Source organism: Pararhizobium sp. IMCC21322 (assembly GCF_030758295.1).
Lineage (GTDB): Bacteria > Pseudomonadota > Alphaproteobacteria > Rhizobiales.
Window position 1 is genome coordinate 3,152,505 of record NZ_CP132335.1, and the last position, 19,794, is coordinate 3,172,298.

18 protein-coding genes and 2 pseudogenes are annotated in these 19,794 nt (G+C 52.8%); 5 read left to right on the forward strand and 15 right to left on the reverse strand.

The window, feature by feature from the left end; all coding sequences use genetic code 11:
* The first annotated feature begins 37 nt into the window (after positions 1–37).
* Positions 38–676, forward strand: a complete 639-nt coding sequence (locus RAL91_RS14860; RefSeq protein ID WP_306257008.1) for a MarC family protein — start codon at positions 38–40, stop codon at positions 674–676.
* A 5-nt stretch (positions 677–681) separates the two neighbouring features.
* On the opposite strand, the gene RAL91_RS14865 is transcribed toward RAL91_RS14860, so the two are convergent.
* Positions 682–1,080 carry a hypothetical protein gene (locus RAL91_RS14865; protein ID WP_306257010.1) on the reverse strand — a complete coding sequence of 133 codons (399 nt, stop codon included), beginning with the start codon at positions 1,078–1,080 and terminating at the stop codon, positions 682–684.
* The gene (gene ssb, locus RAL91_RS14870; protein WP_306257012.1) at positions 1,064–1,597 is read right to left on the reverse strand and encodes a single-stranded DNA-binding protein; all 534 of its coding nucleotides are present in this window, start codon (positions 1,595–1,597) and stop codon (positions 1,064–1,066) included. The genes RAL91_RS14865 and ssb overlap by 17 nt, the downstream gene beginning before the upstream one ends.
* Before the next feature lie 584 nt (positions 1,598–2,181).
* Here ssb and uvrA point away from each other — a divergent pair.
* Both uvrA and RAL91_RS14880 read left to right on the forward strand, forming a co-directional pair.
* Complete coding sequence (gene uvrA, locus RAL91_RS14875; protein ID WP_306257013.1) at positions 2,182–5,055, forward strand: excinuclease ABC subunit UvrA; 2,874 nt, start codon at positions 2,182–2,184, stop codon at positions 5,053–5,055.
* A gap of 282 nt (positions 5,056–5,337) precedes the next feature.
* Positions 5,338–5,493: a DUF1127 domain-containing protein gene (locus RAL91_RS14880; RefSeq protein ID WP_306257014.1), complete on the forward strand. Its 156-nt coding sequence runs from the start codon at positions 5,338–5,340 to the stop codon at positions 5,491–5,493.
* 110 nt (positions 5,494–5,603) lie between these two features.
* Here RAL91_RS14880 and RAL91_RS14885 read toward each other — a convergent pair.
* The 3 genes and pseudogenes from RAL91_RS14885 to RAL91_RS14895 form a co-directional block, all read right to left on the reverse strand.
* Positions 5,604–5,936: pseudogene (locus RAL91_RS14885) on the reverse strand (esterase-like activity of phytase family protein); the annotation flags it as partial.
* Positions 5,923–6,129, reverse strand: coding sequence for a hypothetical protein (locus RAL91_RS14890; RefSeq protein ID WP_306257016.1), 207 nt, complete (start codon positions 6,127–6,129; stop codon positions 5,923–5,925). The gene RAL91_RS14890 and the pseudogene RAL91_RS14885, both read right to left, overlap by 14 nt.
* Positions 6,130–6,224: 95 nt before the next feature.
* Positions 6,225–6,845 (reverse strand): hypothetical protein, encoded by a 621-nt coding sequence (locus tag RAL91_RS14895; RefSeq protein WP_306257018.1) that lies wholly within the window; start codon positions 6,843–6,845, stop codon positions 6,225–6,227.
* 108 nt (positions 6,846–6,953) lie between these two features.
* Here RAL91_RS14895 and trmFO point away from each other — a divergent pair, with 108 nt between their 5' ends.
* Positions 6,954–8,363 carry a methylenetetrahydrofolate--tRNA-(uracil(54)-C(5))-methyltransferase (FADH(2)-oxidizing) TrmFO gene (gene trmFO, locus RAL91_RS14900; RefSeq protein WP_306257019.1) on the forward strand — a complete coding sequence of 470 codons (1,410 nt, stop codon included), beginning with the start codon at positions 6,954–6,956 and terminating at the stop codon, positions 8,361–8,363.
* Here the strand turns inward: trmFO and RAL91_RS14905 are convergent.
* From RAL91_RS14905 to yajC, 4 genes and pseudogenes are all read right to left on the reverse strand, one after another.
* Complete coding sequence (locus RAL91_RS14905; protein ID WP_306257021.1) at positions 8,360–9,235, reverse strand: squalene/phytoene synthase family protein; 876 nt, start codon at positions 9,233–9,235, stop codon at positions 8,360–8,362. The genes trmFO and RAL91_RS14905 overlap by 4 nt on opposite strands.
* Complete coding sequence (locus tag RAL91_RS14910; protein ID WP_306257022.1) at positions 9,232–9,711, reverse strand: Mth938-like domain-containing protein; 480 nt, start codon at positions 9,709–9,711, stop codon at positions 9,232–9,234. Before RAL91_RS14910 ends, RAL91_RS14905 begins: the two co-directional genes overlap by 4 nt.
* Positions 9,708–12,275 (reverse strand): annotated as a pseudogene (gene secD, locus RAL91_RS25105) (protein translocase subunit SecD). The gene RAL91_RS14910 and the pseudogene secD overlap by 4 nt, the downstream one beginning before the upstream one ends.
* A 69-nt stretch (positions 12,276–12,344) precedes the next feature.
* A complete protein-coding gene (gene yajC, locus RAL91_RS14925; protein WP_306257025.1) occupies positions 12,345–12,677 on the reverse strand; it encodes a preprotein translocase subunit YajC in 333 nt (110 codons plus the stop codon).
* Between the two features lie 221 nt (positions 12,678–12,898).
* Between yajC and RAL91_RS14930 the strand changes: the two genes are divergently transcribed.
* Positions 12,899–13,789, forward strand: coding sequence for an ATP-binding protein (locus RAL91_RS14930; RefSeq protein WP_306257026.1), 891 nt, complete (start codon positions 12,899–12,901; stop codon positions 13,787–13,789).
* A gap of 40 nt (positions 13,790–13,829) precedes the next feature.
* Here RAL91_RS14930 and RAL91_RS14935 read toward each other — a convergent pair whose 3' ends face one another.
* From RAL91_RS14935 to tatB, 6 genes are all read right to left on the reverse strand, one after another.
* Entirely contained in the window at positions 13,830–15,368 is a 1,539-nt protein-coding gene (locus tag RAL91_RS14935; RefSeq protein WP_306257027.1) for a peptidoglycan DD-metalloendopeptidase family protein, read from the reverse strand.
* A 110-nt stretch (positions 15,369–15,478) separates the two neighbouring features.
* Positions 15,479–16,135: a protein-L-isoaspartate(D-aspartate) O-methyltransferase gene (locus tag RAL91_RS14940; protein WP_306257028.1), complete on the reverse strand. Its 657-nt coding sequence runs from the start codon at positions 16,133–16,135 to the stop codon at positions 15,479–15,481.
* A 9-nt stretch (positions 16,136–16,144) separates the two neighbouring features.
* A complete protein-coding gene (gene surE / locus RAL91_RS14945; RefSeq protein ID WP_306257029.1) occupies positions 16,145–16,900 on the reverse strand; it encodes a 5'/3'-nucleotidase SurE in 756 nt (251 codons plus the stop codon).
* Positions 16,901–16,905: 5 nt separating this feature from the next.
* Positions 16,906–18,192: a serine--tRNA ligase gene (gene serS, locus RAL91_RS14950; RefSeq protein WP_306257030.1), complete on the reverse strand. Its 1,287-nt coding sequence runs from the start codon at positions 18,190–18,192 to the stop codon at positions 16,906–16,908.
* Positions 18,193–18,251: 59 nt separating this feature from the next.
* The gene (gene tatC / locus RAL91_RS14955) at positions 18,252–19,055 is read right to left on the reverse strand and encodes a twin-arginine translocase subunit TatC (protein WP_306257031.1); all 804 of its coding nucleotides are present in this window, start codon (positions 19,053–19,055) and stop codon (positions 18,252–18,254) included.
* Complete coding sequence (gene tatB, locus RAL91_RS14960) at positions 19,052–19,783, reverse strand: Sec-independent protein translocase protein TatB (protein ID WP_306257032.1); 732 nt, start codon at positions 19,781–19,783, stop codon at positions 19,052–19,054. The genes tatC and tatB overlap by 4 nt, the downstream gene beginning before the upstream one ends.
* Positions 19,784–19,794 lie beyond the last annotated feature (11 nt).

Consider the following 19,794-nt stretch of genomic DNA (forward strand, 5'->3'; position numbering starts at 1 on the left):
TTGACACCCATAGGCCATCGCTGCACGGCTTGTTGTCATGGAATTTGATACGCTCATAAATGCCACTGTCACATTGCTGGTAACCATTGATCCAATTGGGCTTGCACCGTTGTTTCTGGCGCTCACGGCAGGCATGGACCGCGCCACGCGGACCCAGATTGCCCTGAGAGGCATCCTGATCAGCACAGGCCTTCTGGTGATGTTTGCTCTGGCAGGTATGACCATCCTTGATCTATTCGGCATCACCATGCCGGCGTTTCGCATTGCAGGCGGTCTGCTTCTCTTCTGGCTGGCTTTTGAAATGGTTTATGAAAAACGTCAGGAGCGAAAGCAGGAGACCACGGATCGCGCTGTCGTCAGCCATGAAGAGGCAAAGCACATCGCCGTGTTTCCTCTGGCCATACCGCTGATCGCGGGACCGGGTGCCATCTCGGCAACCGTCCTTTTGTCCACTGAAATGTCATCACCAATAGAGCGTAGTGCCCTGATTGGCGTCATTCTGGCGTTGATGGTTTTGTGTATGGTGGTCTTCATGCTTGCCGAAAGGCTGGATCACATCCTCGGCGATACAGGCCGCATGGTGCTCACTCGGCTGCTGGGCGTCATTCTTGCCGCCTTGTCAGTCCAATTCGTAGCAGATGGCATTTTGGCTTTTATGGCCGCACCAACGGCTTGAGCCCGCTATTGCGCGGGCAAGTCAATTCTAAATTCCGCGCCACCATATTCGTGAACCGAATCCTTGGCCCTGATCATTATGAAAGCCGTTTCCGGTGGAATGGCAACACCACCTAGAGAACGCGTGAACGGCTGTTCATTCACATGCGGATGCAGCAATTCCCGAACAGCAAGCACTTTGCCCTGTGGATCAAGCACCTCAAAGGCATTGGCATAATGGTCCCAGCCCTCATCGGCATGGCGGACGGTTGCCTCAACCCGCCATGTATCCCCGCCGGTAGGGGTTGCCGTGGCATTCACCACATCAGCTTCGCCGGCCAACGCCACCGTTGGCAACATCATGAACGACAAGACAAATGCCGATAAAGAAGCGAAAGATTTCAGGTTTCTAGAACGGAATCTCATCATCCATATCGTCGGCGAAATTGCTACCGCCGCCCTTCTGCATCGGGTCTGATTGCCCGAAATTATTACCGCCGCCCTGATTGCCGCCAGCCTGGTTGCCACCGGACTGATTGCTCACAGCACCACGATCATAACCGCCGCCGGCAGAATCCTGCCCGCCCTGACCGCGCGAGTCGAGCATCTGCAATTCACCGCGATAGCGTTGCAGCACGATCTCAGTCGTATAACGCTTTTGACCGGATTGATCTTCCCACTGCCGCGTTTGAAGCTGGCCCTCAAGATAGACTTTCGCGCCCTTCTTCAGATAGTTCTCAGCAACTTTGGCCAGATTATCATTGAAAATGACGACCTGGTGCCATTCGGTTTTTTCACGACGCTCACCGGAGTTTTTATCACGCCAGCTCTCACTGGTGGCAATCCGAAGATTGACGACAGGATCGCCGGAGTTCAAACGACGGATTTCCGGGTCTGCACCCAGATTTCCCACCAAGATTACTTTGTTGACACTGCCAGCCATGGCATACTCCTGACGTAAAGGTCAGCCAGCAAATGCTGGCTCTGTTGGTAAATTGCTGTTTTCGAGCCGCAATTGCAGCTATCGACGAGATAATTGTCGGTTCTTTTAACACACATCGTCGTTTTCCACGGCCTCTTCCACCATTAATGACACACTGCTGACAGTTTTCCACACATGCTGTTGCTATCACGGTCAAAAGCTGAGGTCTGAATTCAATTTAATCTCCCAATTGAGTCCAGACTCTAGGCTCATCAACGGATTCAGAGGTTTTGTTCTTTTTATGTTCCAATTGTGGGGAACATGCATTAGCCTTAAAAAAAATGCAAGATGTCTGTTGATTCCAGTTCAACTACGCCATGAATACCGGTCTGGACCTTGATTAACGACATCAAAGTGCCAAATCGAAATTGTACCGGAATAAGAATCATATTCCGTGCAGCACTATTCAGCAGCTAACACCCGGTTTAATCAGTCTCCATTCAATCTGTTTCCATCCCTATTCAGACGGTCAGTTAAGTTCTATGCCCAGCAAATCCAATTTTGGAACCAGCAGTAAATCCAAGGCTGCAAAGAATCTCACTCCGATGATTTCGGTACGCGGAGCCCGCGAACATAATCTGAAAGGCGTGGACATTGATCTGCCCCGGGACAAGCTGATTGTCATGACCGGCTTGTCCGGATCGGGCAAATCCTCACTGGCGTTTGACACTATTTATGCCGAAGGCCAGCGACGCTATGTCGAATCGCTGTCAGCCTATGCACGGCAGTTTCTGGAAATGATGCAGAAGCCTGATGTCGACCAGATTGATGGCCTGTCGCCCGCAATTTCAATTGAGCAGAAAACCACGTCACGCAACCCGCGCTCCACCGTGGGAACTGTCACCGAAATTTACGACTATATGCGGCTTCTGTTTGCCCGGGTCGGTATCCCCTACTCGCCGGCAACCGGATTACCAATTGAAAGCCAGACAATTTCCCAGATGGTGGATCGCATTCTGGATCTGCCAGAGGGAACACGGCTGTTTCTGCTGGCCCCCATTGTACGCGGCCGCAAGGGAGAATACCGCAAGGAACTGGCTGAGTTGCAGAAGAAGGGGTTTCTGCGCATCAAGATAGACGGCACCTATTACGAAATTGCAGATGCACCTGTCTTGGACAAGAAATTCAAACACGACATTGATGTGGTGGTAGACCGCATCGTCGTACGATCAGACATCGCCTCCCGTCTGGCGGATTCACTGGCAACTGCGTTGGGACTGGCAGATGGCATTGCGGTTGCCGAATATGCTGACACAGCAGAAGGTGCAGACACACCAGAACGTCTGATTTTCTCGGAGAAATTTGCCTGCCCGGTCTCCGGCTTTACCATTGCGGAAATCGAGCCACGCCTGTTTTCGTTCAACAATCCGTTTGGGGCCTGCCCGACGTGTGATGGGCTCGGGTCTGAAAAACGTGTCAGCGAAGACATGGTCATTCCCGATGCCGAACTCTCCATTGCCAAAGGCGCGGTTGCGCCTTGGTCGCGCTCAACCTCGCCCTATTACCAACAGACGCTGGCGGCAGTGGGCAAGATTTATGGCTTCGGTCTGCGAGACAAATGGTCAAAACTGTCTGCCGAGGCCCAGACTGCAGTTCTGTTTGGCACCGGGAAGAAAGAAATCACCTTCACTTATGATGATGGACTGCGCTCCTACAAAACGAAAAAACCATTTGAGGGCGTTATTCCCAATCTGGAGCGCCGCTGGCGGGAAACGGATTCCTCATGGTCCCGTGAGGAAATCGAAAAATACATGTCTTCAGCTCCCTGCCAGACATGCGACGGCTACCGGCTGAAACCCGAAGCACTTGCGGTTAAAATCGCCAGCAAGCACATTGCTCAGATCAGCGAACTCTCAATCCGCAACGCTATGGACTGGTTCCAGACACTGCCGGAAGATCTGAGCGATAAGCAGAATGAGATTGCCGGACGTATCCTGAAGGAAATTTGCGAGCGACTGGCATTTTTGAATGATGTCGGCCTGGAATATCTGACCCTGGCGCGGAATTCGGGAACCCTGTCCGGTGGTGAAAGCCAGCGCATCCGCCTGGCCTCGCAAATCGGTTCTGGCCTGACTGGCGTTCTCTATGTTTTGGATGAGCCCTCCATCGGCCTGCACCAAAGAGACAATGACCGGCTTTTGACGACGCTCAGACATCTGCGCGATCTTGGCAATACAGTGATCGTTGTGGAACATGATGAGGAAGCCATTTTGACCGCTGACCACGTGGTCGATGTCGGCCCGATGGCGGGCATTCATGGCGGTGAAATCGTTGTGGCCGGAACACCGCAGCAAGTCATGAAATGCAAGGAGTCTCTGACCGGGCAATATCTGTCCGGACGGCGATCCATTCCTCTGCCAAAAACGCGGCGCAAACCAACAAAGAACCGGAAAATTACGATCAAAGGCGCAACAGGTAACAATCTGAAAGACGTCACCACATCGATTCCGCTGGGTACATTTTGTTGCATCACCGGCGTGTCAGGTGGCGGCAAGTCGACCTTGCTGCTCGATACGCTGTACCGGGCCGTTGCCAGACATCTGAATGGTGCAAAAGCCCTGCCGTCGCCACACAAAGCCATTACCGGACTGGAGCATCTGGACAAGGTCATTGATATCGATCAATCCCCCATTGGCCGCACACCACGTTCCAACCCCGCGACCTATACCGGTGCCTTTACACCAATTCGAGAATGGTTTTCCGGCCTTCCCGAAGCAAAAATCAGAGGCTACGCACCTGGCAGGTTCTCATTCAACGTCAAAGGCGGACGGTGCGAAGCCTGTCAGGGTGATGGTGTCATCAAAATCGAGATGCACTTCCTGCCGGATGTCTATGTCACCTGCGATGTCTGCAAGGGAAAGCGCTATAATCGAGAGACCCTGGAAGTGCAGTTCAAAGGCAAATCCATTGCTGATGTGTTGAACATGACTGTTGATGAAGGCGCTGTGTTTTTCGCCGCAGTGCCTGCCGTCCGCGACAAGATGCTGACACTGCAACGGGTTGGGCTTGGCTATATCAAGGTTGGACAGCAAGCCACAACACTCTCTGGCGGTGAAGCGCAGCGGGTAAAACTGGCAAAGGAGCTGTCAAAACGCTCCACCGGCCGCACACTTTATATTCTGGATGAGCCCACAACCGGCCTGCATTTTCATGACGTCGCCAAATTATTGGAAGTTCTTCATGAACTTGTGGATCAGGGAAATTCAGTCGCCGTCATTGAACACAATCTGGAGGTCATCAAAACCGCAGATTGGGTGATCGACATCGGCCCGGAAGGCGGCGATGGCGGCGGAGAAATTGTGGCGGAAGGTACCCCTGAGCAAATCATAAAGGAAGAGCGGTCTTACACAGGAAAATTCCTGAAAGATTTGCTGGAGCGACGCCCGGAAAATGGCGACGTTATGATGGCTGCTGAATAGCCCAACAAGAGCCCACTAAAGCAGCGATTCCCGGTTAATCTGGCAGAATTCTGCCAGATTAATGCTGTCGACCTCATTTTCTGAAGACAGCTTTGTGACCAGCTTTTGGAAAATCGGGACAAATCCTTGATTCTTAAGAAAGTTTTGCACGAGACCTGCGTTTTTTGCAGGACAGATATTCCGTTTTGTCACTCCACAAATGTTGCAACGCACCCTAAATAGCAATCATCAGAGAAACGAAACAAACTCTGAATTTAAAACAAACCCAAACCGGAGACTAAAATGCAATTCTCTTCTTTCACAGAATCCTACCGCAACTGGCGCCAGTACCGCAAAACCGTTGGCGAATTGTCCCGCCTGTCCCGTCGTGAACTCGACGATCTCGGAATTGCTCCTTACGACATCCCACACGTTGCACGTCGGTCCACACGTGGCTAATATGTCATATGTTCGACCATCCAAAGAAAAGGCCCACAACATATCAATGTGTGGGCCTTTTTAGTATCAAGCGCCTGTTTGTTGGCAGGCGCTTAAATGGTGCCAGACGCTTACATCGGGTTTGACCCGTTTACATTTTTTCCGGTTGAGAAGAACAATGTCTCACCGTTGCTGTCGTCAACGCCATCATTGTCGGACACAGCATAGCCAACACCATCAACATCAATTGCAAATCCTTCAAGCTTGTCGACAACGTAGCCGCCTGTCGCTTTCAGGTCGGGCAGGAAGTCTCTTACAAGTTCCTTGCTGACAAGCGGCAATGCACTGCCCAGCTTGGCAGGTACCATGTCCGACAGGGCCACACGGTAAAGCCGCTTGACCTTTGCATTTGCACCAATCTCATTGTCACGTTCCGCGATATACGCGTTGTCACCAAAGATAGATCGGCATATTACCACCTTCTGTTGCGGAAATAATTTCGGAAGATGTTTCCGATTTTTGATCCATGTCGGATGGAATATTCTCGTTGACCGGAAAGCTCGCGATCCGGTTAAACATCATGTCTGCCATTGCTCTGGTAGAAGACAGCGCAACCAGCAAGACGGCAAGCGATGCGAATTTAGATGTCTGATTCATGGGAGCCCCCATTTGTGTTAACAACACGGGAAGCTTGGCAGGATCACATTACAGGATAGTGACATCAACGGTCTGGACCGGTGGACCTTACGATTTTAGGACTGCAGGCCTTGTGGACGTTGTTTGAACCAGACACCCAGCGGCATGATTTCAGGTGGCTCCCCATTATCGCGGGTCCAGGAATCAATTGCATAGGATTCGCTGTTGCTGATCTGAACGACAACAGCTGTTGCGTGCGGATAGCGGCCATCCAGAAAGAAGCCTCGCGCCTTTGGTCGTCCAACACGATGGTGTTTCAGGTAATTATTGTCTGCAGCCAATTTCAAAACGCTGGTTGTGTTTGTGGCTTCGTCAATGCAATCGAGTTGTCCGGGCTTGTTGACGGTTGAAAGGTCGAACCCACCGACATCATTGCCTGAGCCAACTTGCGGCGCGACGCGTTTTTCAAACCACTGCACCGCCCGTCCCATGGCACTGCGCTCTTTTTCCGGAGAGCCGGCACCTGACGCCAGAATGGATCGCAGCCGCCCCATATCAGCAGCTGAAAAGTCGACGCGCTCTTTTCTGGCGCAGCCTGTGCCATGGCAAACATAAACCGAGGTGCCTTTTGGCGCACGGCCATCCTGGCTGGCATACCAACTCATAGGGTCGCCCTCGCCGGATTGGATACAGCCGGTTAATGTCACCGCAATCAACAACACCAGAATCTGTCGCATAAACGCCCCCTCGTCAGAACTGTTCGGATAAAGCAAATTGACGGGAAAAGCCACATGCAATCAAGGACGGATGTGCTATATGCCCGACTACAGACAAAGGAGACGTTGATGACGAAGAAGGCGGTTCATATTATTGGCGGCGGGCTGGCAGGCTCTGAAGCTGCATGGCAACTGGCACGGCGCAATGTTCCGGCAGTCATCCATGAAATGCGCCCTGTCCGTGGAACCGATGCCCATAAGACCGATCACCTGGCCGAACTGGTCTGCTCCAACTCCTTCCGGTCAGACGATGCACAGAACAATGCAGTCGGCCTTCTGCACGCGGAGTTGCGGCTGGCAGATTCTCTGATCATGTCCTGTGGCGATGCAAATCAGGTTCCCGCCGGTGGTGCACTGGCAGTGGACCGTGACGGATTTTCAGCCGCCGTAACACAGAAGCTGGAAAACGAACCGCTCATCACAATTTACCGGGATGAAGTCGCAGGCCTTCCGCCGGAAGACTGGGACAATGTCATCATTGCCACCGGCCCCCTCACATCGCCAGCATTGTCTGAAGCAATTGCTACACTGACAGACACTTCCGCTTTGGCATTTTTCGATGCAATTGCACCTATCGCCTATTTTGAAAGCATCGACATGTCAGTGGCGTGGTTCCAGTCCCGCTACGACAAGGTCGGTCCCGGCGGCACGGGTGCGGACTATATCAATTGCCCAATGGACAAAGAACAATACTACAATTTCATCAATGCGTTGAATGAGGGCGAAAAAACCGAATTCAAGCAATGGGAAGGCACACCTTACTTCGAAGGCTGCATGCCGATTGAAGTCATGGCCGAACGCGGACCAGAGACCCCGCGACATGGTCCAATGAAGCCAATGGGCCTCACCAATGCCCATAATCCCGACGTAAAAGCCTATGCAGTTGTGCAACTCCGACAGGATAACGCTTTGGGAACGCTGTATAATATGGTCGGCTTCCAGACAAAGCTGAAATACGGCGCTCAGAAAGACATTTTTCGGCTCATTCCGGGCCTTGAAAACGCTGAATTCGCTCGCCTCGGTGGCCTTCATCGCAATACATTTCTCAACTCGCCTGTCCTTCTGGACGGTACATTGAGATTGAAAGCCGACACACGCCTGCGGTTTGCAGGTCAGATCACCGGCTGCGAAGGCTATGTGGAATCCGCATCAATGGGTCTTTTGGCAGGTCGTTTTGCTGCTGAAGAATGGCATGGGCTGGAGAAGTCCATCCCGCCGGTCACAACCGCATTCGGCGCCTTGTTGTCACATATTACCGGTGGACATCTGGCAACGGAAGAAGTCCCCGGCAAGCGGTCATTTCAGCCAATGAACGTCAATTTCGGCCTGTTTCCGCCTGTCCCGGCAGTCACCGAAATCGACGGTCGCAGATTGCGCGGCAAGGAAAAAACAATCGCCAAGCGTCAGTCGATCTGCAAACGTGCCCTTGTCGACTTTGAACAATGGCTCGAAGATTCCAAACCAAAAATGGCAGCTTAAAAGCAAGGCCAGCGCTTTGAGCTTCGCCAAAGCTGCCAGATAAGACGTTCGGATCCGGCCTTTCTCAATGGCAATTCCAATTGAGAAAGCTGGCAGATCTTCGCTATCTGAGATGCCATTGGGGTCGCATGCAAGAATGCCGGTCGCAATGTTGGCGGCACGGCGTCAGCGGCAGCTCGCGCCTTTTCAAGGTAGCTTTCAGCAACAATGCAAATCTCAGACATGGCGCGCTCGATATCAACCGTTTCGGACTCCAGATAAGGATTTGCCACCAAACCTGATGGGTCCCGAAATTCTGGTGGAAGGTATCGCGAGATTTTGCTGACATATTGCGATGTTAAAGGCTGATCTGAATAAAGAATTGGCTGCAAGACACGGTCCCACAGGCAAAGCACGCAAGCCAGATAGCCGGAAACCTGTGCAGCCGATGTGGACTGTCCACGGTCAAGAATAAGACAGGCAAGCTGAAGAACCGTTCCTTCCGTCTGGCCTGCATAAGCCTCAAACGCGGCGCGATCTTCAACCGCGTCATCATATAAATCGAATATTCGCCCATCGAGGTAATTTTTCCAGATCTGCGGACCTATGGAATGGCGTTGTGTGAGATCCAGCATGAGGTGCGCCAAAGGGCTGGCAGCAGCTTCTGCATCCCGCGCGCCCTGAAAAACCTCCCGCCACCATTGCAGGCGAATCTCACCAGCCACAGGTTCACGAATGGTACGGACGATCTTACGGATTTCCAGATCAAACGCATGCAATGCAAAGACATCATCACGGTGCATCGCTGGAATGAACTGACTGGCAAAGTAGCGCGCCGGGTCGGCAGATCGGACAAGGTTGTAGAGATCTATCTCAGCCGAAAGCGGCTTCATCGAACCGTCTCAACCGGCAGCAGAGCCGCCGCAACCGGCCGCCTTTCCCCCAGAATGACATTGAAGGTTCGAATGGCGGCCCCGGTCGACATGATTTCGAATCGAATGCCAGCATCCCGCAACGCCACACGGGTTTCCTTGGACGGAAAAGTGCCTGTATCGCCCATACCAAGGAACAGGAGTTCAATGGCATCAGCTTCCGCCACAACCCTGTCGAGGCGCTCAAAAGTTACATCTTCAGGAACGGATGCAGACCATCCATAAACACCCGAGGGCAAAGCCAGTAAGCCGCCGCGATGGGACATTTCGGCAAAGCGAAAGCCGCCATTGCCATAGGCATCAATGGGTGCGCGGCCCGGAAAATGTGATTCTGTTATTATAGTTCCGGGCGAACGGAGGAAATCATGCGCGTCATTGGCCGGGCCAGTCTCCGGTGTCCCGGGTGTCTCGGGCTTTGACGTCCGATCCTTCGTCATGCAGCGCTTGAGCTTTCCAGTTCCTCTTTACCCTTGGCAGCATCCGTATTGCGCAACTTCAGGAACATCAGCAAAGGAGCCGCAATGAAAATCGACGAATAGGTACCAATCACCACCCCCCAGATCATCGCAAATGTGAACGAGGCAATCACTTCACCGCCGAAAACGTACAAAGCGCCAAGTGCCAAAAGGGTTGTGATAGACGTCAGTGCAGTTCTGGACAGGGTCTTGTTAATGGCCAGATCAAGAAGTTCGACAATTGGCAGACGCTTAAATTTGCGCAGCTTCTCGCGCACCCTGTCATAAACAACCACCGTATCGTTCAGTGAATACCCCACAATCGTCAGCACAGCCGCAATACTCGCCAGATTGAACTCCAGCTGCAGCAGCGCAAACATCCCGATTGTCAAAAGCACATCGTGTAACGTGGCAACAACAGCACCAACTGCAAATTGCCACTCAAACCGTAGCCAGATGTAAATCAGAACCGCACCGAGGGATGCAACCACGGCCAGTATGCCGGTCTGTGTCAATTCACCGGAAACGGCAGGTCCGACAACTTCAACCCGTTCAAAAGATACCGTTCCAGACAAGATGCCCCGAACAAGTTCCACGACGGCCTGTTGAGCCTGTTCTCCGCCATCCTGCTGCTGAATTCGAATGAGCACATCTTGAGGAGAGCCAAACTCCTGAACCTGCACATCGCCCAAATCCAGATCGGAGAGAACATTTCTGATTTCTCCAATATTGGCCGGGCCTTCAATAGTCTTAATCTGCATCAGCGTTCCACCCCGGAAATCGATGCCGAGATTAAGGCCGTTTACGGCAAACAGAACCATACTGAGGACAATCAGCGCCGCAGACAGCGGAAACGCCCATTTGCGGTGCCGCATGAAGGCAATTTTTGTATCGTCCGGGACAAGTTTCAAAGTGCGCATAACGTTGCTCCAGCCTTAAATCGGCACAGTTGAGGGGCGTGTGCGACGCACCCAGAATGCCACAATCAGGCGGTTTACGGTGAAGGCGGAAAAGACGGTTGTAACGATACCAATCGCCAGAGTAATGGCAAAACCACGGATTGGACCTGACCCAAGCGAGAACAGAATAATCGCTGCAATCAGGGTCGTGATGTTGGCATCCAAAATGGTTCCAAGCGCACGTTTGTAACCCGCATCAATGGCCGCAATGGCATTTCTGCCGGCACGCGCTTCTTCCCGAATTCGCTCGTAAATCAGAACGTTCGCATCAACCGCCATACCAATGGTCAGGATAATTCCGGCGATACCTGGCAAGGTCAATGTCGCCTGTAACATGGACAGAACGCCCATGATCATGATGATGTTTATGGCCAATGCAATATTGGCAAAGACGCCGAACAAACCATAAGACAGCACCATAAAGACAAGCACTGCGATCGCAGCGATAATCCCGGCAATCTCGCCAGCTTCAATCGAATCCTGCCCCAAGCCGGGCCCAACCGTACGTTCTTCAACAATCGTCAGATCGGCAGGTAAGGCTCCAGCGCGCAACAGGATCGCAAGATCATTGGCGCTCTCAACCGTGAAGTTACCGCTGATCTGCCCGCTACCGCCCAAAATCGGCTCCCGAATAACAGGCGCGGAAATCACGACATCATCCAGAATAATCGCAAACGGTCGACCGACATTATCTGTAGAGGCGCGGCCAAAATCACGCGCACCTGAATTATTGAAACGGAACGTCACAAGCGGTTCATTGGTCTGTTGGTCAAAACCGGGTTGAGAATCAACCAGGTCTTCGCCGCTGACAATCTCGCGTCGTTCGATCACGTAAGGGATTGGCGGATCATCGGAGGAAAACATCACTTCAGCGCCAGATGGTGGTCGCCCTTGCAAAGCCTGCTCACCCGACATTTCCTGACTTACCAGATGAAAGCTCAAACGTGCGGTCTGCTTCAAAAGGTCTTTCAGGCGCTGTGGGTCACCCAGACCCGGCACCTGAACCAGCACACGGTCTTCGCCCTGCCGCTGAATGTTGGGCTCGGTGGTTCCCAGTTCATCGACACGACGACGAATAACTTCAATAGACTGATCGACAGCTGAGCTGACCCGGCGGGCAATGCCTTCAGGCGTGAAGGTCAACTGGATAAGACCGTCACCATCAACATCAAGCGTCACTTCCGTAACTGGCAAACCACCAGACAGGAGGCCTCCGGGAATCGGTTCAACGATCGGCTGCAATGCGGCACTGGCCGCATCACTTTGAGAAGCGTCACGCAAACGTGCCTGAACTGTCTCACCAACCGTGGTCAGGCCCGTATAGCCAATGCGTTCATTTCGCAAAGAGGTGCGCAAACTGTCCCGAATATCATCCAGACGGGTTTGAATCAGATCATCGCGCTCCACCTGCAACAGCAAATGCGCTCCGCCCTGCAAATCCAGCCCCAGAACCAACTGGCCGCCAGGAATCCATCCCGGCCACCTGTCTGCAACATCCTTCGGCATCAAATTGGGAAGTGCGGCGATCAGGCCGATCAAAACGGCCAGGACAATTGCAACTGTCTTGATCGGAGAAAAATAAAGCATTCAGGCACCTGTGAGAGATTTGGCCAACCATTTTCTGCTTTGGGCACCGCCCAAAGCCGCATGGGACGTTTAGCTGTCGTCTTTGGCCGGCTCGCCCTTGGCGCGCACATCGGAAACCATTGAGCGAACGATGCGGACACGCACGCCTTCGGCCAGCTCGACTTGTAACTCACCGCCATCTTCAATCACTTTGATGACTTTACCAATCAGACCACCACTGGTGACGATGGTATCCCCACGACGCACGGCGCCAATCATTTCTTCGTGCTTTTTCATCCGCTGGCGCTGTGGCCGGATAATCAAAAAATACATCACCGCGAAGATCAGTACGAATGGAAGAAGGCTGGTTATCATTCCAGCACCGCCACCGGCGGCCTGCGCATATGCGGGCGTTACGAACATCGTTCAATCCTGTCTAGTTACACCGCCGCACGCCATATCGGCATGGGCAGTTTTGCTGGTTTTTCTGTCGAAAAAGTCTCGCGGACTATACTCACGGCGCTTTGCTTTGCAAGCCTCATCCACGGGATCGCTTATAACAGCTTTGCAAATGGGGCATCTGCCCATAAATTGCCAGCGAAAACAAAGGCACATTGCCTCAAAAACATAAACTTGGACGCTTTATGACCCAGATTCCGGCCGAAGAACTCCAACTTGACCTGAAACCCGCCCTGACACGCATCGCGGATGCTTTGGAGCGTATGGCGCCAAATGCTGTGGAACCAGTGGACTTTAATGCGGCGGACGCCTTTGTATGGAATGCACGCAGTGGCGTTTTAAAGCCGGTTCCCAGGGTCAACAGGGTCGAGTTGAACCTGTTGAAGGGAATTGAACAGGTCCGCGATATCCTTCTGCAGAACACGCAACAATTTGCATCAGGCTATCCTGCAAACAACGCCCTGTTGTGGGGCGCAAGGGGCATGGGCAAAAGCTCCGTCGTCAAAGCGATCCATGCTCATGTCAACGAAACGGCCGCATCCGAGACTGAAAAGCTGAAATTTGTTGAGATTCACCGCGAGGATATTGAGTCCCTCCCCGATCTCATGGTCTTATTGGCGCAACAAGAACTTCGCTTTCTGCTGTTTTGTGATGATCTGTCCTTCGACACCGATGATACATCCTACAAAGCGCTGAAAGCTGCGCTTGATGGCGGCATTGAAGGTCGCCCGTCAAATCTGCTGCTCTATGCCACGTCAAACCGCAGGCACCTCATGCCACGCGACATGATCGAAAATGAGCGCTCGACTGCCATCAATCCAAGTGAAGCCGTTGAGGAAAAAGTATCGCTGTCAGACCGATTCGGTCTGTGGTTGGGCTTCCATAAATGCAGCCAGGATGAATATCTGCGCATGGTGTCCGGCTATATGGAGCATTTTGAACTCAATATAGACGAATCGGAGTGGCGACCTGCCGCTCTGGAATGGGCCACAACGAGGGGATACCGATCCGGCAGAACCGCATGGCAGTTCATTCAGGATATGGCGGGCAAAAAGAAAGTGGCGCTGAAGCCTTAAGCTTCAGCGCCACAACTATTGGGCGGTTATTGGTGTCTGGTCAAACGCCGCCCAAATGGTCCAAAGGATTGACCGGGGTCGATCCTTTGCGAAGTTCAAAGCGCAGTTGTGGAGAACTCACAGAGCCTGTGGCACCTGCCTGAGCAATTTCCTGACCGCGACGAACCTGATCGCCTCTGTTAACGCTCAAGGCCCGGTTGTGAGCGTAAGCCGTCACCCAACCACCCGAGTGCCGTACAAGCACAAGATTACCGTAACTTTTCAACTCGTTCCCGGAGTAAATTACAACACCGTCTTCGGCTGCTTTAACGGGTGTTCCGTCGGGTACAGCCAAGTTGATACCATCATTTCTTTCGCCATTGGTTTTGTCACCAAACGTAGAGATGACGCGCCCACGAACCGGCCAGCGAAATGACAGGCTGCCTGCACCGGCCTGTTTGGCTTGCTCCTGCTGCTCGGCCTTAGGCGGTGTGTACACAACCGGCTGAACCTGCTTCACCGGCTGAACGGCAACTGTTTTTGGCGGCTGGATTGAGCCTGTTGTCTGCACATTCCGAGGTGCCAGCTGAGCTGCTCTGTTGGGAGCAACTGTTTGCGTCGCGACCGTTGTTGTTTGGCCACGGCCAGGAATAACAAGGGTTTGGCCAATCTTGATATTGGTCGACTGACCCATATTATTCGCCGCAGAAAGCGTACCAATATTTACGTTATGGCGGCGCGCAATGCTGTAAAGCGTGTCGCCGGAAGCAACCCGATAACGGCCGCCGGCAACTGCCGCTGGTCTGGTCAAGACAGCCTGAGTTGCAGGTTTGGAAGAAGGTTGTGGCGCGCTGCCAACGGATCGAACTGCATTAACCACGGCTGCACGCGCAGCCACCCGGGGCGCAGCTTGCTGCGCAGGCCTTGAAACCTGCTGAGGGAATGCTTGCAATCGCGGTTGAGCGGTTCTGGCAGCGGCTTGTTGCGTCTGAGCCCGCACAAAGGTTGGAATTGTGAGATAACGGCCGGCGACAATATCACGTGGGCCAGACAATCCATTTGCATTGAGAATGGCTTGCTCAGGCACATTGTGACGCCGCGAAATTGCATACAGCGTGTCGCCAGGCTTGATGGTCACGGTTGCGCCACCATTGCGCGTCCAACCGGATTCATCCTGCCCCACAGCAGCGGTCGTTATCGGATCAGCTTGCCTTAGCGCAGCTTGCTGGTACTCGCCCTTTGCCATATTGGACGGCGTGGGCCTGTACGCTGGATCGGCAGCAGGTCTGGTATAGTCAACCGTCGGCTGAACAGAAGCATATGTCTGTTGAGCGGGATAAGGCTGAACAGGCCGCAGATTTTGCCGCGCAACAACATTATTGGAAGAAGATCCAGCAATGGGAACCGCAGGCATTGGTTGCCGTGTCGGCTTACCCAAAAAGTCTCGCTGGGCAGACACAGCTGCCGTATAGTCCTGATCTGAGACTCTGGAAAAATCATTACTGCAGGCCACAAGTGTGCCCGATAGAAATGAAACAAATAGGGCCTTGGAAATTACGCGGCCAGCCCGGCTCCGCGAAAACTCTATACTTTTACACATCCGGCATACTCACGCCTGTACTCAAAACACAGACGAAGTATTAACCGTGACACCCTTTATAAATGCTTAAATTGATTCAGTTTCTGCCGTAGCACACTTTGACAGTAAACTTAGTCGTCACTCACCCGCCCCGGAACGAGTGGCGGAAATTCGCCCCTGCCGATGGATTTAGAGCTGATTTCTGTACCGTTTTTACTGAACAGTGTGATGGCTTCCTCACCATGCCCCTCATCCATCGGCGCAACCAGCCTGCCGCCATCTGCCAATTGATCGAACAAGACAGGCGGCACGGTCTCACAGGCTGCGGTAAGAACGATCGCATTAAATGGGGCCTGCATTGGCCAGCCTATATGACCGTCTCCACTGTAAAGAGTGGCGTTCAGAATACCGTCTTTTTCAAGATTTTTTTCAGCTTGTCGGGTTAAGGGCCGCACCCGTTCCACGCCATAGACCCGGCGAGACAGTCTGGCCAGTAAAGCAGTCTGGTAGCCGCATCCAACACCAATGTCCAAAACCTTGTCCTGTCGCTGCAATTTCAGCGCCCCCACAACAATGGCAACCAGGCTCAGAACCCCGGCGCTTTGGCCGTAACCAATGGAATGGTCACGATCTTCCCACATCTCTTCCTTGGCAAGATCAGGGATGTAAAGTCGCCGGTCTGTCTTCTCCAACGCCTTCAACAATTGAACATCGGTCACGCCCATCTCGCGAAGACGCAACAGGAAGGCTGGTAAATGATGGCTATGCGGATCTGAAAACCCGGCCACGCGACACCTCTATTCCGCTAGATCTGAATAACGCTTCATTGCCTCATCGGCTGTCAGATCCAGCTTCAGCGGTGTAATCGAGATATAGTTCTGCTGCAGAGCATCCATATCTGTTCCGGCAATCACATTTTGCGGTTGCCTGCGATAGGTCAGCCAATAATAGGGGTTCATGCGCCCATCATCGCGCTTGTCGAGAAACAGTCCGTGGGTCAAGGCACCCTGACGCGTAATTTGCACGCCGGCAACATCGTCTGCAGCACAGCTGGGAAAGTTGATATTGATCAAAATGCCCGGCTCAATTCCTTTGTCAATCACTTTACGTACAAGGTCCGGCGCGTGAACACGTGCCACATTCCAGGGAATCTCGGCTCCCGAATCCCAGTCATAGCCCTGGCTGAGCGCAATGCTGGGTACACGCAGCATGGTGCCTTCCATGGCTGCGGCAATGGTACCGGAATACGTCACATCATCTGAAATATTGTGACCCGAATTGACGCCTGACAAAATAAGGTCTGGCGCTTCTTTCATAACTTCGCGCACACCCATGATCACGCAATCGGTTGGCGTGCCGCGCAAGGCAAAAACCCGCTCTTCAACCCGGCGCAGACGCAATGGATCATTGAGTGTCAGAGAATGGGACAATCCACTTTGATCCGTCTCGGGCGCCACGACCCAAACTTCAGAGGACAAAGCCTCTGCAATTTCCCGCAACACCACAAGACCTGGTGCGTTGATCCCGTCATCATTGGTTACCAGTATGCGCATTCGGTTTACTCCGTGGGACCCGCAATGTGACTGATCCCAGCCATATACGGTTTCAATATGTCTGGAATATCAATGCCGCCATCTTCGCGCTGATAATTTTCCATAATTGCAATCAAGGCACGACCTGTGGCCACACCGGATCCATTCAATGTGTGAACGAAGCCAAGCGACTTGTCATCGTCCATGCGGTAGCGCGCTGACATCCGCCGCGCCTGAAATTCACCGCATACCGAACAGCTTGAAATCTCGCGATAGGCATTCTGACCGGGCAACCACACTTCGATATCGTAGGTCTTGCGTGCGCCAAAGCCCATATCGCCGCTGCTCAGGGTCATGACCCGATAGGCCAATCCCAGTTTCTTCAGCACGGCCTCGGCGCATTCAAGCATACGCTCCAGTTCCGCGAGCGATTCTTCTGGCCTGGTTACACTCACCATTTCGACTTTTGAGAACTGGTGTTGGCGCAACATGCCCCTTGTATCACGACCAGCCGACCCGGCTTCCGAGCGGAAACAAGGCGTCAGCGCTGAAAAGCGCAGAGGCAGTTGATCGCCATCAAGTATGCTTTCACGCACCAGATTGGTCAAAGGCACTTCTGCAGTTGGAATAAGCCAGAAACCATCATCTGTGTGGAACAAATCTTCCTTGAATTTCGGCAATTGCGACGTGCCAAAGACAGCGTCATCCTTCACCAGCAAAGGAGGCATGATTTCCTGATAGCCGTGTTCCTGCGTGTGCAAATCCAGCATGAACTGCCCTAAAGCGCGCTCCAGTCTGGCAATCTGCGCCCGTAACACAACAAAGCGCGAGCCTGATATTTTTCCGGCAATGGAAAAATCCATCATGCCCAGTGCTTCACCCAACTCGAAGTGTTCTTTCGGCTCGAAATTGATTCGCGGCTTCTCACCCACCTCACGAAGCAGAACATTTTCCTCTTCGCCAGGCCCGATCGGAACATCTTCAAGTGGGATATTGGGGATTTCAGCAAGCCTGTCGGTCAAGGACGTGGTGAGCTTCCGCTCAACATCCTCGCCACTTTGGATAAAGGCTTTCAACTCCGAAACAGCTGCAATAGCTGCCTGAGCTGCGGCCTCATCACCGGAAGCCTTGGCTTTCCCGATTTCCTTGGATGCTGAGTTTCTGCGTTCCTGGGCTTCTTGAAGTTTCGTCACGTGAGTGCGGCGTTCATCGTCCAGCGCAATCAGATCAGCGGCGCGGTAATCGGCAAACCGCGCTTTCATCGCTGCATCAAAAGCGGCTGAGTTCTCTCTTATCCATCGGATATCATGCATGGGACAGCTCAATTATCAGGTTGTCGTTGAGTGAGATGAGCGTGGCAGTAGCGCTAATGTCAGACAGTATCAACCGCATCATCTGCCTTTTCCTGCTCCGCACGACGACGCTCTATAAACCGCACGGAGAGAATAGAGAGCTCGTAAAGCACAATAGTCGGCAAGGCCAAGCCAATTTGGCTGATGGGATCTGGCGGAGTCAGAATAGCCGCCATCGCAAAGGCGGCAACCACCGCATAACGCCGCTTGGATTTAAGACCAACCGAACTCACAACGCCGATGCGGCCCAGAAGGGTCAGCACAACAGGGAGTTGGAACACAAGACCAAACGCAAAAATCAGCGTCATGATCAGGCCAAGATATTCGCTGACCTTCGCAACCAGTTGAATGGAAGCCTGACCGTCTCCTCCAGCCTGCTCCATGCTCAGGAAGAAGCCCATAGCGAGGGGCATAATCAGGTAGTAGACAAGCGAAGCACCGATCACGAAAAGGATTGGCGTCGCGACAAGGTATGGCACGAAGGCCGATCTCTCGTTCTTGTAAAGGCCCGGAGCCACAAACATATAGATTTGCGAGGCAATAATCGGAAATGCCAAAAACAGTGCGCCAAAGAATGCCAGTTTCAATTGGGTGAAGAAATACTCCTGAGGCGCGGTGTAGATAAATTCGATATCCCGCAGATCCCCCGCCGCTTTTTCATACGGAACGGTCAGAATATTAAATATATCTGTCGCGAAAATAAAACTCACGATGAACATCAGCACCAGTCCGATAACGGCTTTAAACAGCCGTTGCCGTAACTCGATAAGATGCTCGATCAGCGGAGCGCGACTGCTGTCGACTTCGTCTTCGCTCTCGCTCACGCGTCAGTATCCTTTTTGGAAGTACCCGCATTTTTTGCGGTGGTCTTTTTAGCGGCAGGTTTTCTGGCTGCTGTGGTTTTGGCTGCTGTGGTTTTGGCTGCTGTGGTTTTGGCAGTTGTCGCTTTCGTGGCAGCGGCTTCGGCCGGTGCTGCTTTAGTAGCCGTTGCCTTGGCGGCAGATGTTTTTGCGGCAGCGGCCTTGGCTGTTGTCGCCTTTGTAGCGGCAGTTTTTACAGCAGCCGGTTTTTCCGCTGCTTTGGATTTTGCGGCGGCTCCCGGCTTTGCCGCAGTCTTGGGCTTTGCAGCAGTCTTGGGCTTTGCCGCGACCTTTGGTTTCGCAGCAGTTTTGGGTTTTGCAGCAGCAACCGCATCAGATGAGGATGTCGATTGCGTGCCCGCTTTTGACTTGGCGCCCTCGCCCGCGTTCAACAGACCCTTGTTGATATCCCTTTGGACATCCTCAGCGGCTTGCTTCACAGGATTGAGGCTGTTTTTAAGCTGCGAAACCGGATTGATGCTGTTGACGCTTTCAATGCCGGATTTGATGCCATCAAGATCGGCCTCTTTCAGCGCGTCATTCATCTGACGCTGAAAGTCACCCGCCATCCGCCGCATACTTCCAATTGTTTTGCCAATTGTGCGCAGCATTCCGGGCAGTTCCTTAGGACCCACCACAAGAATAGCCACAACAGCCACAACAATGAATTCGGTCCATCCAAGATCGAACATTCAGATCTGCC